The following is a 12450-nucleotide window of genomic DNA, read 5'->3' as shown; positions in this document are numbered from 1 at the left end:
TTCCTCATGGCCGGACGTAGGTTCCCCGTGCCGAGCCTCGGCACGGCGGAGTCACGGTCCGGATAGGTTATTTGGTATGACCATAAGTCCAAAAATGACCGGTGTCAACGAGGTGGCCGACCGCGCGATCCCGCCGCCCCCTGACGCCCTGGTCCGCCACCGCCCGGGCGCCCACGGCGGCCGCTTCCGGGTCGAGGTAGCGGCCACCGCGCTGGACCGGCGTCAGATCGTCGTCGAGGTCATAGCGCAGGGGAATGCCGGTCGGGATGTTCAGCGCCATGACCTCCTCACGGTCCAGGCGGTCGAGGTGCGCGACGAGTGCCCGCAGCGAGTTGCTGTGCGCCACGACCAGCACCGTATGCCCGGCGCGCAGGTCGGGCGCGATGACGTCGTACCAGTAGGGCAGCAGGCGGGCGATGACGTCGGCGAGTGACTCGGCCTGCGGCATGAGGTCGCGGGGCAGCCCGGCGTAGCGCGGGTCGCTCGCCACCTGCCACTCGTCGTCGGGGTCGACCGGCGGCGGTGGCACGTCGTACGACCGGCGCCAGAGCCGGAACCGCTCCTCCCCGTACTTTTGGAGGATCGCCCCTTTCTCCTTGCCCTGCAGCGCGCCGTAGTGCCGCTCGTTGAGCCGCCAATGCCGGCCGGCCGGGATCCAGACCCGGCCGGCGGCCTCCAGCGCGAGATTCCCGGTGCGCACCGCGCGCGTGAGCAGGGAGGTGTGCACCACGGTCGGCAGCAGTCCGGCCTTGCGCAGCAGTCGCCCGCCCTGCCGTGCCTGCTCCTCACCGAACGGCGTCAGGTCGACATCGACCCACCCCGTGAACAGGTTCTTGGAGTTCCACTCGCTCTCGCCGTGCCGAAGGAGAACCAGTCTCATCGTGCCTTCCGCATCCTGAGCCGGCGCGTCATCAGATGACCGCCGACTCCGTCGACTCGGGAGCGAACAGCTCCTCGGGCCTCCACAGCCGCCTCGACAGCCCCTGCTCGTGGTGGTAACGAAGGAAGGTGGCCAGTGTTTCGTGGTTGCCTTCGAGCCCGTAGGACCAGTAGTCCCTGCCCAGGAAGGCGCGTGCCTCCTCCAGTTGCGGGGTCAGCCAGGGAAGCATGAACCGCAGTGCCGAGGTGTCGTAGAGGTCGGCGTATGCCTCCTCCTTGGCCGCCAGCAGGGCCTTGTAGAGCGACTGGGCGACCCAGGGATGGCGGTCGTACACATCGCGCCGGATCACGACCACGTGCATGATCGGGAAGATGCCCGTCGCCGCGTAGTACTCCTTCTCGCTGGCGACGACGTCGGTGAACACCCGCCGCACACGGGGGTCGCCGGCGACGAACGGGCTTGGCACGCGCGGAGTGCAAAGGGCGTCGATCTCACCCTCGGCCAGCATCGCGGAGAGTGTCTTGTCCTCGGGGATGCGGCTGATCCGCACCGACTCCGGTAGGTCGAGGCCCGCCTTCTCGATGCGTCCGGCCGTCTCCTGCCCGCCCGTGACGTAGGTGACCGAGTCGAAGGGGACGCCGTGCCGGTCGCCGAGGATGCCGCGCATCCACACGCAGGCGGTGAGCTGGTACTCCGGTGTGCCGACCACCTTGCCCCGCAGATCCTCCGGCGACGAGATGCCGGCGTCGGCGTGGCAGTACAGCGACCCGTGCCGGAACATCCGGGAGGTGAAGACCGGCAGGGCCACGAACGGCGAGTTCTCGGCACGCAGCGAGACCACGTAGGAGGACAGCGACAGCTCCGCCACCTCGAACTCCTGGTGCCGCATCATGCGGAAGAACGTCTCCTCGACGGGCAGCCGCAGATAGGTCAGGTCGATCCCGTCGGGGCGGATCGTCTCCTCAGCGAGGGCCCGCGTGCGGTCGTAGTCGCCGCAGGCGAAGGTGAGATGCAGCCGGGACACGGTCTACCTGCCTTCCGCGGTCAGCCGCGCGTCCAGACGGGGGTAGACGCGCCGGGTGTTCGCCTCGAAGACCTTGTCCCGCTGCTCGTCGGTGAGGTCGGCCCGGTCGACGTAACGCTTGGTGTCGTCCCAGGCGATCCCGGTTTCGGGGTCGACGCCGCGGACGGCACCCAGCATCTCCGACGCGAACAGGATGTTGTCCGTGGGGACGACCCGGTGCAGCAGGTCGATACCGGCCTGATGGTACACACACGTATCGAAGAAGACGTTCTTCATGACGTGCTCCGACGGGTCCGGACGGTCCATCCGTACGGCCAGGCCCCGGTAACGGCCCCAGTGGTAGGGCACCGCTCCGCCGCCGTGCGGGATGACGAACCGCAGGGTCGGGAAACGGTCGAACAGGTCTGCCTGGACGAGCTGCATGAACACCGAGGTGTCAGCGTTGAGGTAGTGCGCGCCGAGGGTGTGGAAGCTCGGGTTGCAGGACGTCGAGACGTGGATCATCGCTGGGACGTCCAGCTCCACCATCGCCTCGTACAGGGGGAACCAATACTCATCAGTCAGCGGCGGCGAGGTCCAGTACCCCCCGGACGGGTCCGGGTTGAGGTTGCACCCGACGAAGCCGAGGCTCTCCACGCACCTGCGGAGTTCGGCCGTCGCGTCGTCGAGCGTGCCGCCGGGCGTCTGGGGCAGCTGGCACACGCCGGCGAAGTATTGCGGGAACAGGCCGACCACCCGGTAGATGAGGTCGTTGCTCACCTGCGCCCATACGCGTGCGGTCGCCGGGTCGGGCACGTGGTGCTCCATCCCTGAGGCCTTCGGCGAAAAAAGCGTCAGGTCGGCGCCGCGCTCGCGCATCAGCTTCAGCTGGTTGTTCTCGACGCTCTCGCGGATCTCGTCGTCGCTGATCGTGGCCGGCGTCGGCGCGGGCAGGGAGGCATCGGCGAGCCGGGCGAGCTGCGCGTCGCGGAACGCCTGGTGTTGCCGCGGCGTGGTGGTGTAGTGCCCATGGCAATCGATGATCATCGGTGCGTGTGCTTTCTGTGAGAGCGCGGCGGCGGGTTCACTCGTCCGGCGCCTGGTCGACGTAGGTCAGCCCCCTTTGCGCGAGCCGTTCGCGCATGGAATTGACGTCGAGGCCGAGCTCACCGCGGGCATAGCGTTCGCGGAGCACCGCCTCCCGTTCTTCCCGCGCCCGTGACGCCTCCAGCACCTGTGCCGCCCGGCGGCGTTGGACGACCACGACCCCGTCGTCGTCCGCGACGACGACGTCTCCCGGCTCGATCCACTGGCCGCCGCAGACCACGCCGACGTTGACGTCGCCCAGGGTCTCCTTCACTGTGCCGAACGCGCAGATGTGCCGCGCCCACACGGGGAACCCCATCCGCTGCAGTTCGGCGACGTCGCGGCAGCCGGCGTCGATGACCAGCCCCCGTACGCCGCGTGCGGCGAGCGACGTGGCGAGCAGCTCGCCGAAGTAGCCGGCCTCCGAGGGAGAGGTGGGCGCGACGACGAGGACGTCACCGTCCTGGCACTGCTCCACCGCCACATGGATCATCCAGTTGTCCGCCGGCGGCACGCTCACCGTGACCGCGGTGCCCGCGATGCGAGCGCCGGAGTAGATGGGGCGCAGGGCGGGCGCGAGCAGCCCGGTGCGTCCCTGCGCCTCGTGGATGGTGGACACGCCGAACTCGCCGAGGGCGTCGACCGTCGACTTGTCCGTACGGCGCGGGGTGCGGACGACGATGCTCACGCTTCCTCCGCCCAGGGCAGCAGGGAGACATGGACGACGTCCGTGGCGCCTTCGCCGCCGACGGTCCGGATGGCGAGGTCGACGTCCTTCAGCCCGAAGCTGTGGGTGCTGAGCTTTTCCAGCGGGAAGCGTCCGGAGGCGAGCTGTTCGAGGGCGAGCTCGCAGGAGCGGTAACTGTGGCCGCGGGCGCTCTTGATGCTGATGGACTTTTCGGTGACCTTCTTGAGCGGGAAGTCGGGGAAGGCGGCGAGCTCGCCCTGCACCACCATCGTGCCCTCGCGGCGTTTGAGCGCGTCGATGCCGAGCAGGATGGGCGCGGTGCCGGCGCCGGCCGTGCAGTCCAGCACGACGTCGACCCCCCTGCCGCCGGTGATTTCCAGGACGCGCTCGAGGGCGTCCTCCCGCGCGACATCGATGACGTCGTCTGCTCCCAGCTCCTTCGCCAGAGCGAGCCGCGCGGTGTCCCGCGTCGTTCCGGTGACGATGATGCGGGACGCGCCGGCCTGCTTGCAGGCGACGACCTGGGAGAGTCCCTGCTGCCCGGGGCCCTGGATGAGGACCGTCGAGGCGTAGCCGACGCCTGCGGTGACCAGCGCCCACTCGATGCCGTTCGAAAGCGGGGTCACCAGTCCCGCGAGTTCGGCGGAGACACCGTCGGGAACGTGGTGCGTCACCGAGTTCCAGGGAAGGTAGAGGTACTGCGAGAAGCCGCCCCACAGGTGGTAGGGGTTGTTCGCGGAGGTGTAGCCGTAGCGGCGGGCGTCGGGGTTGGTACGCCAGTCCGTCGCCTCGCAGTGACGGTACTCGCCCTGGTGGCACCACTCGCAGCGGAAGCAGCCGACGTAGTGCTCGACGAAGACGCGGTCGCCTTCCATCAGGCCCTTGCGCTCGGAGAACGTACGGCCCGCCTTCACGATGACGCCGACGTTCTCGTGGCCCATGATCACCGGATCGGCGAACGGCGGCTTGGCGTACATCTTCACGTCAGTGCCGCAGATCCCGGCGACCTCGACCTTGAGCAGGGCGCCGTCTTCGGGGATGTCCGGCATCGAGAACTCGCGCAGTTCGGTTGTGCCGGGCCCGGTCCTGACCGCTGCCAGCACCTGCTCTGCCATGCCATCTCCTCATCCTCGGGCCTGTCCAACGCACCTAGATCGGCGATCTGCTGGACTGGCCACATGATCTTTTCTTTAGCAGGCCGGCTCTGGAGCCGGCTCGCCGGTGCCGCCTCGTGCCGGGCGCCGACCGTCCGGCGCCCCTACGCTCCGTCCAGGAACCGCAGTATCCGGGCGGGAGCCGTTTTCTCCGTCTGCTCGGCCACCGGGACGTCCCAGTACTCCGCGCGTGGGAGGCATTCCTGGAGGTAACGGGCGGCCGACGGCGCGTGCGAGTCGTCCTGCCCGGGGACCACGAGCGCGGGGATGTCGAGCCGCAGAAGGTCCTCCGGTTCCGGCCCGGGAACCGTGTCGCGGTCGAACAGCAGCCGGGCCATGCCGCTGACCAGCACCTGGTAGCGGTCCGGGTCCGTACGCGCGTATATGTCGGCGAACTCCGGATCGCTGCGGAGCACGCTCGCCCAGGGGCCGAGCCGGGGGTCCGCGGAGAAACCCTTGTCCGAGCTCTTCGCGAGCGCCGCCACCTGTTCCAGGCCGTGCTCGCCCGCATAGGCCAGGTGCTGGACGAACCGGGCGTGCTGCTTCATGCGGTATTTCACCCCGCCCGCCGGCGAGTACAGCACCATGCTCAGGACGCGCTCGCGATGGGCCACCCCGACAGCGGCGACGGTGGAGCAACCGACGCAGCCGCCGATCAGATGCGCCTGCGCGATGCCCAGATGATCGAGTAGTCCCACACCCTGCGCCACGTAGTCGGCCCAGGAGATCCGCTGCAGCCGGCCGCCGGACCGGCCCGACTCCCGCCGGTCGAAGGCGATGCAGGTGTACTTCTCGCTGAGGTGGTCGAGCAGCCGCAGGCGCCGGTAGATCCCCGTCGTCCGCCAGCTCTCCAGGTTCGAGTCGAAACCGCCGGGAGAGAACATCAGCAGCGGTGGGCCGGAGCCGGCCACCTCGTAGCGGGTGGGGATCCCGTCGACAACGGCGGTGGGCATGAACGGTGGCTCCTCGTGGTCGCCTTCCGGGCGCCTCGGGTTCGTGACGCGGGCGGTGCCGGGGGTGGGATGGGGACGGGGTCAGGAGGTGGGCGGGACGGGGATGCCGCCGGCGACCTGACGTGCGGCGCGCACGTCCTCGGCATAGGCCGTGATCGCATCGAGGGTTGTCCGCGCGACGTTCGCGTAGGTGTCAGGAGGGTCGTCGATGGCCGACGCGGCATAGCCGATGGCGGCGTGCGCCATGCGCATCCGGCCGTCGAGCCAAGGGCCGCCGCCGAATCCTCCGACGACCGGAATGGAGACGGCCTCGGCGACGGCCGCTCCGACGACCGGCCCGGAGTTGGTGAAGTTGAGCAGTACGGCACCCGCGTCCTCCAGCCGCTTGGCCTCGGTGACCAGAGCGTCCTTCATCGTCGCCGGCACCTGGTCGGCGCTGGACGGGATCGCGTTGTACTCGACTCCGTAGCGCAGCGCGGTCTGCGGAGTGATCCCGAACTGCGCGAACACCGGAATGCCCGCACGCGTGATCGCCTCGACCGAGTCGAGGAAGTCCGAGGCCGCGTCCAGTTTGACCATGTCGACGCCGGCCTCCTTGACGAACCGGATGGCCGCTCGCAAGGCGCTGTCCGTGCCCTCCTGGAGGGGGCCGAACGGGAAGTCGGCGCTGAGCAGGGCCCTGCGCACCCCCCGGCGGACCGCCTGCGTGACCACGATCATCTGGTCCATCGTGACCTCGAAGGGGTTGGAGTGCCCCCACAGGTTCACGCCGACCGTGTCGCCCACCGAAACGATGTCCACGCCGGCCCGGTCGACGATACGGGCGATCTGGTAATCCCAGGCCACGACACCGACGATCTTGCGGCCGTCGTCCTTCATCTGCTGCAGGGTGCGCAGGGTGATCTTCTCCGGCATCTCGCCGTCGCCTTCCTCCGTCGTGATCGTGGGGGTGGATGATGGGGCGGCAGGGACGGCGCCCCCGCCGCCCGGTCCAGGCCGGCTCGCTAGACCCTCAGGGCCATGAGCAGTTCGAAGGCATCGCTCTCGTCCGCCGACAACAACAGCACCCGGGCATGCGGCCGCAGTGCGGCGACGGCGTCGTCGGCCTCGAAGCCGTCGCCGAGTACCACCCCCGCCGTGGTGATGGCGCGCGCGCTACAGGCGTTGCCGATGGCGGCGGCCCGAGTCCCTCCCGAGTCATCGGTCCCGATGACGACCACCACGTCGGTGCCCCTCAGCGTGTCGTCCAGTGTGGCCGGCACACCGTCGAGCCCGTACAGCAGGAACTCGTCCGCCGGCCCGCCGCCGCGTGTGGCCTCGCATGTGTAGAACCGGGCGTTGGCCCAGGGGCCGTCGGAGATGCGCCGGGCGACCGCCGCGGCTCTCGCGTCCAGCGCGATGACGCGCGCGTTCCTCGCGGGTGCGATCGGCACGGTGATCCGGTAGCGCGACTCGCTCGCGGAGGCCGCCCTGGCGCTTTCGCTCGCATACATCGGCAGCGTCGCCATCTCAGACCGACGAGTGCGGCACGCCGGGAGTGGCCTTGACCGCGTCGCGGCAGGAGTCCAGGAACGACTCGGCCTGCGGCAGCACAACCGCCGCCGAGCGCACCCGGTGGTGCGCCGTGTCCACCCCGGGAGGCGTCACGCCTTCATCCCGCAGCGCGATCGCGGCCTTGCGCAACTTCTGGCGGGCCTTGATGATCCCGCTGTCGGCCGGGACCAGTCGCTCCTTCGTACGGTCCACGATCGGCCCCATGCTCTCCTGCAGGGAGGCGTCCTGCATGGCGATGCCCGCCACGCCGGAGTAGGTCTCCCCACGCTTCTGCGCCTCGCGGTCGATCAGGTAGTCGTTGTCCATGTTGGCCACAGGCCGGTAGGTCCCCGGGATGTTCTTGCTGTGGACTCCGTGGCCGTCGATCATGGCCTGGCGTTCCGCGGCCGTCAGCGGACGGGCCGGGTGGTAGTCGAAGGAGTACGTCCAGCAGTTCTCGTCGTCGATCGGCACCCAGAAATGGCCGTGCACCGGGTGGTCACCGCGTGGCGGCACCATCGTGAACGCCGGCATCACCCACGGCGTGATCCGCCAGTAGTAGGTGCCCTCCTCGGCGTTGCGGCGGGCGCCGACGAAGAGCCCGCCCTCGCTGTCGGCGACCTCGAAGAACGGCTTGGTGTCCTTCATGTTGTACTCGTTGCCCTTGGCACCCTTGAACAACGGGTCGGACTTCAGGCCGCCGGAGTGCAGGAACGTCACGTGGCTGGAGTCGATGCCGCCCTCGAACGCCTGCAGCCAGTTGCACTGCTGCCACCGCTTGGAGGTGTAGGTCTGCTCCGGCGGGACGTGCGCGAACTCGAATTCCGGCAGGTCTGGCCGCTTGGCCGGGTCGCCCATGTAGGTCCACAGGATGTCGCCGACCTTGACCAGCGGGTACGCGCGCAGCTTCACGTTCTCACAGAAGCTGCTGTTGTCCGCTTCCGACGGCACCTCCACGCACTGGCCGGTGACGTCGTATTTCCAGCCGTGGTAGGGGCAGCGCAGGCCGGACCCCTCATTACGACCGAACCACAGCGAAGCGCCGCGGTGCGCGCAGAATTCGTCGATTAGGCCATATCGCCCTTCGCTGTCGCGGAAGGCGATCAAGCGTTCGGACAGGAGCTTCACGCGCACCGGCGGTGAGTCGTTCTCCGGAAGCTCCTCGGCGAGCAGCGCGGGAATCCAGTACTGCCGGAACAAGTCGCCCATCGGCGTCCCGGGACCGGTCTGCGTTAAAAGCTCGTTGATGTCCTGCCTTAACACGGCCGTTTCCCTTTCATGTGATGGACCGGCGCCGGACTGGCGGTATCGGATCCGCGATGCTGGTCCGCGGTCCCACCGGGCGACCGATGGTGCGTCCGTGGCCGGGTGTCATGGCTGCTCCGGAGGGATCTCCACCGTCAGGCCGTCGAGGGCCTCTGTGATGCGTATCTGGCATGAGAGACGACTGGTGCTGCGCCGCTCCGAGACCCCCATGTCGAGCAGGTCCTCCTCCATGTCATTGGGAGGCCCCACAACGGGTGCGAACTCCTCGCGCACCCACACGTGGCAGGTGGCGCACGAACAGTTCCCGCCGCACTCCGCGACGATCCCGGGGATGCCGTTCCTGACCGCGGTCGCCATGACCGTGTCACCGATCGTCGCGTCCACGGCGTACTCGCGACCGGCGCTGTCGATGTAGATCACTTTGGACAAGGTGCCCATGTCCTCTCTTCGACTTCCATGTGCCGGGCCGCGCGCCGCTGAAGTTGCTATGGTATGTCCATTAGACCAGAAGCGATTATCCGGCACAAGCGGCTTGCCCTACACGCTCACGCCTCCGCCCGATGAACGGCCGGCGCCGCCGGGGCCGGACCGCCGATGAGGGACCTCAGGGGAATATCGGGATCGGTGGCGCGGTCCGGAGCGATGCTCGCCCCCTGGCCGAGGGCCTTGCGTACAGCCATGTAGTCGGCCGGGCGGTTGACGGCGTCAACGGCCAGCAGCCGGTCATGCCGGTAGTACAGGACGGAGAATTGCTCGTCAGCCGGGTCACCGCGCACGACCTGGGTGTCGTAGCCGGCGGCGAGGCCGGCGATCTGCAACCTGAGGTCACCCTGGTAGGACCAGAACCACGGTACCGATATCACGTTGTCAAGCCGGCCGAGCAGCGTCGCGGCCGCCACCTGGGCCTGGGCCACGGCGTTCTGAACCGACTCGAGCCGTACCCGCCCTTGCCCGGTGATCGGGTGCGGCTGCACGGTGCAGTCGCCGGCGGCGACGATCCAGGGGTCGCTGGTGCGGGCGTGGGCATCGACGACGATGCCCTGGTCGCACACGAGTCCCAGTTGTCCGGCGAGCTCGGTGCGCGGGAGGACGCCGACCCCGACCAGGACCAGATCGGCCGGCAGGCGCGCGCCGTCGGACAGCGTGACGCCGGTGACCCTGCCGCGTTCACCCTGGAAGCCGGACACCGCGGACGAGAGCCGGACGTCGATGCCGCGGCGCAGGTGCGCCTGACGATAGAACTCGGAGACCACAGGTCCCACGGACCGGGCCATCAGCCGTTCCGCGGCCTCGACCACAGTGACGGATCGGCCAAGGGCGCGGGCCGCCGAAGCCACCTCCAGGCCGATGAATCCGCCGCCGACGACGACGACGTTTGTGGCGGTCGAGAGCTCCGTCCGCAGGTCGGCGGCGTCGTTGTACTCGCGCAGGTAGCAGATTCCGCCGAGGTCGGCGCCGGGCAGGGGGAGCCGCCTGGCGCCCGCTCCCACGGTCAACGCCAGCCGGTTGAAGGGCAGTTCGCGCCCGCTCGCGGTCATCGCGACTCCTGAGCCCCGTGGGCCCGACGTGGACAGGCTCACCCCGCTCACCCGCTCACCGCATACCAGGTCGATTCCGGAGTCGGCGTAGAAGCCGGGCGTGCGGAAGGCCAGCGAGTCGAGCTCCGCCTCGCCGGCGAGGAACTCCTTGGAAAGGGGCGGCCGCTGATACGGCGGATGATCCTCCTCGCCGACCAAGATGATCGGTGAGGTGTCGCCGAGCTGCCGCAGGGACACGGCCACTTGCAGGCCGGCCTGGCTGCCGCCGACGATCAGTGTCCCGTTGCTCATCGGGCCCCCCGAACGTCGGGTCGGAACGGCCGCCTCTGCGGGGGTGGCCAGGCATCCTGAGCCCGCCAAGGGCGACACCGCTGGTCCATACGTGACATGGAATCCTCTCCCGCGCGGTTAGGTAATACCATTAAACCACCAAAGGCGACGGGCGTCCCCGTGCGTTCTGGGCGCGGGTCATCGGATCGTGGAGCTCGGCCACCGATGCGGTGTGATCGAGCTCGCCATGGATCCAAGCGGCGGGGCATGCTTACGAGTGATCAGGCCGAGCGGGGGTTCCGGGGACAGGATGTCGGCAGCTCGGACCCACCAGAAGCACGGCCGCGCAGGGCGTGATCGACGACGGAACCGGTCAGGTGATCTGAAGCGCCGGATGCGCTGAAATCGATGCCGGCACCCTCCAACGCGGCGGACACGGCCGACTCGTCAGATGCGGTGAAGTAGACGGTTCCGTGGTCTGGCCCGGATCTGATCCGCGTCTGCCATGCACAACGCGTCGCCGTCGCAGAACAGATGCCGGGCCGACAACACGATCAGCCTCGGCTCACATAGTGAGCCCTGCGCGCTCTTCGTGAGCCGCTGTATGCGCTCGGCCTGGGCCTGCAGGTAGTCACGGCGGAACGTGGGGGAGTACTCGGAGCCGTCGGGATCGTAACCGCAACTCGGGGAGTACATGTCGAGATGCTTGTCGACCTTGCCCGGCTGGCGCTCGTTCTTCAGCGCGCCGTCCGCCGACGTGACTGCCTCGCTCCGAGTGCTGGAGCGAGGCGCTCTTCATATGGACGACGTCACGGTGGTTCTGCCGCCAGTCATCGATGGACCTGGCGCGCCGGCTCTTGGGGCACGGCAGCGGGTGACTCCGGTCGTCGTCCGCGTGGTCACGACGTGGCGTTCGAGGCCGGTTCGAAGTAGTGGACGGTGTCGTATCCGAGGTGCTTGAAGACGCGGTTCTGGGCGTTGAACAGGCGCAACGGGGTCCCGTCCGCGGCGAAGATCTGGCAGACGTGGTTCTGCGGGATGTAGAGGGTGTCGCCGCGCCTGATCTCGTAACGCTTGGGTTCGCGGGCGATTCGGGCGTAGTACTTCTCCGCGATCTCCGCCTCGACCTCCCACTGGAGCGCGTACCCGCCGCCGTCGAGCACGTAGTAGACCTCGTCGGCCATCTTCCAGTACTTGCCGCTGTGGCCACCCGCGGGGATGTCGAGTTCGAAGGCGTCCACGCTGAAGATGCGGGCGTCCGTGCGCTCGGGCGAGGACATGACGCGGACCCGTCCGAGGGGGGTGTCCTGCCAGGTCGTGTCCGCGGGGGAGATCACCTTCTTGCGGTCGAGGACTCCGGGCGTCCAGATCCGGGACCAGTCCTCACGGGGTCCGAACCGCTCCTCCTCTTCGACCGGTCCCGACCGGCCCTGCTGGATGAGCCCCATGAACATCCATGTGCACTTCGCCTTCACCACGAGGGCGACGGCCCGCTCCTGGTACGGGTTGAAGTGCCGGTGCACCGAGTCGGTGTGCACGAAGACGAGGTCGTCCTTGTTCCAGTCGTAGCGCTGGTCGTCGTGGATCTCGTAGCCCCTGCCCTCCAGAATGTAGAAGGCGGCCTCGTTCTGGTGGCCGTGGCCGTGATTCGACGACTCCGGCGGAAGCTCGACGAAGTGGACCTGGATCGTCTGGGTGAGGAAGTCGTCGTCACCTGGACCGATCCGCCACCAGGTCCGGCTCTTCGCGCTGTCGCCAGAGTGGCCGACCTTCGCGTCGTCGACGACGACGCTGTCGTCACGCACCCGGTCGACCGCCAGTTGGCGGCGCCGGAACTCCCCGAGGCCGTACGTCTGCGAGGTCAGACCCCGTACGAACACGCGTCCGCTCTTGCCCATTGATCCTCCGATTCTCGGTCATCGTCCTGCTCGGGCGCCGGTGCGCCACCGGTACCCGGGGCACGGTCACTTCGATTCGGCCAGCCGGATCGTCAGAGCCGTGTCCACGCCTACCCGTCCACCTTCGTGGCTCCGCCGAGGTTCCCCGGCGGAGTGAGGTGGCCGGGCAGGAGGTCGTTGA

13 protein-coding genes are annotated in these 12450 nt (G+C 68.7%); all 13 read right to left on the bottom strand.

Features of this window, described 5'->3' with window-relative positions; all coding sequences use genetic code 11:
* Positions 1-67: 67 nt before the first annotated feature.
* Positions 68-880, bottom strand: a complete 813-nt coding sequence (locus Pmi06nite_RS18535) for a phosphoglyceromutase (RefSeq protein WP_203954291.1) — start codon at positions 878-880, stop codon at positions 68-70.
* Positions 881-911: 31 nt separating this feature from the next.
* Complete coding sequence (locus Pmi06nite_RS18530) at positions 912-1904, bottom strand: substrate-binding domain-containing protein (protein ID WP_203954290.1); 993 nt, start codon at positions 1902-1904, stop codon at positions 912-914.
* A gap of 3 nt (positions 1905-1907) precedes the next feature.
* Positions 1908-2930, bottom strand: a complete 1023-nt coding sequence (locus Pmi06nite_RS18525; protein WP_203954289.1) for an amidohydrolase family protein — start codon at positions 2928-2930, stop codon at positions 1908-1910.
* A 37-nt stretch (positions 2931-2967) separates the two neighbouring features.
* Entirely contained in the window at positions 2968-3657 is a 690-nt protein-coding gene (locus tag Pmi06nite_RS18520) for a 4-carboxy-4-hydroxy-2-oxoadipate aldolase/oxaloacetate decarboxylase (RefSeq protein WP_239114007.1), read from the bottom strand.
* Positions 3654-4772 carry a zinc-dependent alcohol dehydrogenase gene (locus tag Pmi06nite_RS18515; protein WP_203954288.1) on the bottom strand — a complete coding sequence of 373 codons (1119 nt, stop codon included), beginning with the start codon at positions 4770-4772 and terminating at the stop codon, positions 3654-3656. The genes Pmi06nite_RS18520 and Pmi06nite_RS18515 overlap by 4 nt, the downstream gene beginning before the upstream one ends.
* A gap of 143 nt (positions 4773-4915) precedes the next feature.
* Positions 4916-5764 (bottom strand): alpha/beta fold hydrolase, encoded by an 849-nt coding sequence (locus Pmi06nite_RS18510; protein WP_203954287.1) that lies wholly within the window; start codon positions 5762-5764, stop codon positions 4916-4918.
* An 81-nt stretch (positions 5765-5845) separates the two neighbouring features.
* The gene (locus tag Pmi06nite_RS18505) at positions 5846-6679 is read right to left on the bottom strand and encodes a 3-methyl-2-oxobutanoate hydroxymethyltransferase (RefSeq protein ID WP_203954286.1); all 834 of its coding nucleotides are present in this window, start codon (positions 6677-6679) and stop codon (positions 5846-5848) included.
* A gap of 89 nt (positions 6680-6768) precedes the next feature.
* Positions 6769-7257: a hypothetical protein gene (locus Pmi06nite_RS18500; protein ID WP_203954285.1), complete on the bottom strand. Its 489-nt coding sequence runs from the start codon at positions 7255-7257 to the stop codon at positions 6769-6771.
* A gap of 16 nt (positions 7258-7273) precedes the next feature.
* On the bottom strand, positions 7274-8560 hold the full coding sequence (locus tag Pmi06nite_RS18495) for an aromatic ring-hydroxylating dioxygenase subunit alpha (RefSeq protein ID WP_203954284.1): 1287 nt from the start codon (positions 8558-8560) through the stop codon (positions 7274-7276).
* A gap of 108 nt (positions 8561-8668) precedes the next feature.
* The gene (locus tag Pmi06nite_RS18490; RefSeq protein WP_203954283.1) at positions 8669-9001 is read right to left on the bottom strand and encodes a 2Fe-2S iron-sulfur cluster-binding protein; all 333 of its coding nucleotides are present in this window, start codon (positions 8999-9001) and stop codon (positions 8669-8671) included.
* Positions 9002-9108: 107 nt separating this feature from the next.
* A complete protein-coding gene (locus Pmi06nite_RS18485) occupies positions 9109-10392 on the bottom strand; it encodes an NAD(P)/FAD-dependent oxidoreductase (protein WP_203954282.1) in 1284 nt (427 codons plus the stop codon).
* 426 nt (positions 10393-10818) lie between these two features.
* A complete protein-coding gene (locus tag Pmi06nite_RS18480) occupies positions 10819-11067 on the bottom strand; it encodes a hypothetical protein (protein ID WP_203954281.1) in 249 nt (82 codons plus the stop codon).
* 203 nt (positions 11068-11270) lie between these two features.
* The gene (locus Pmi06nite_RS18475; protein ID WP_203954280.1) at positions 11271-12269 is read right to left on the bottom strand and encodes a cupin domain-containing protein; all 999 of its coding nucleotides are present in this window, start codon (positions 12267-12269) and stop codon (positions 11271-11273) included.
* Positions 12270-12450: the final 181 nt, after the last annotated feature.

This window comes from Planotetraspora mira (assembly GCF_016863275.1).
Classification (GTDB): Bacteria; Actinomycetota; Actinomycetes; order Streptosporangiales; family Streptosporangiaceae; genus Planotetraspora; species Planotetraspora mira.
The sequence above is the reverse complement of the archived record's forward strand: the minus strand, read 5'-3'. Positions and strand labels throughout refer to the sequence as shown.

Coding starts and splice junctions, on each gene's coding strand:
- Pmi06nite_RS18535 (WP_203954291.1), bottom strand. CDS start 880: ATGAGACTGGTTCTCCTTCGGCACGGCGAGAGCGAGTGGAACTCCAAG.
- Pmi06nite_RS18525 (WP_203954289.1), bottom strand. CDS start 2,930: ATGATCATCGATTGCCATGGGCACTACACCACCACGCCGCGGCAACAC.
- Pmi06nite_RS18515 (WP_203954288.1), bottom strand. CDS start 4,772: ATGGCAGAGCAGGTGCTGGCAGCGGTCAGGACCGGGCCCGGCACAACC.
- Pmi06nite_RS18510 (WP_203954287.1), bottom strand. CDS start 5,764: ATGCCCACCGCCGTTGTCGACGGGATCCCCACCCGCTACGAGGTGGCC.
- Pmi06nite_RS18505 (WP_203954286.1), bottom strand. CDS start 6,679: ATGCCGGAGAAGATCACCCTGCGCACCCTGCAGCAGATGAAGGACGAC.
- Pmi06nite_RS18500 (WP_203954285.1), bottom strand. CDS start 7,257: ATGTATGCGAGCGAAAGCGCCAGGGCGGCCTCCGCGAGCGAGTCGCGC.
- Pmi06nite_RS18490 (WP_203954283.1), bottom strand. CDS start 9,001: ATGGGCACCTTGTCCAAAGTGATCTACATCGACAGCGCCGGTCGCGAG.
- Pmi06nite_RS18485 (WP_203954282.1), bottom strand. CDS start 10,392: ATGAGCAACGGGACACTGATCGTCGGCGGCAGCCAGGCCGGCCTGCAA.
- Pmi06nite_RS18480 (WP_203954281.1), bottom strand. CDS start 11,067: ATGTACTCCCCGAGTTGCGGTTACGATCCCGACGGCTCCGAGTACTCC.
- Pmi06nite_RS18475 (WP_203954280.1), bottom strand. CDS start 12,269: ATGGGCAAGAGCGGACGCGTGTTCGTACGGGGTCTGACCTCGCAGACG.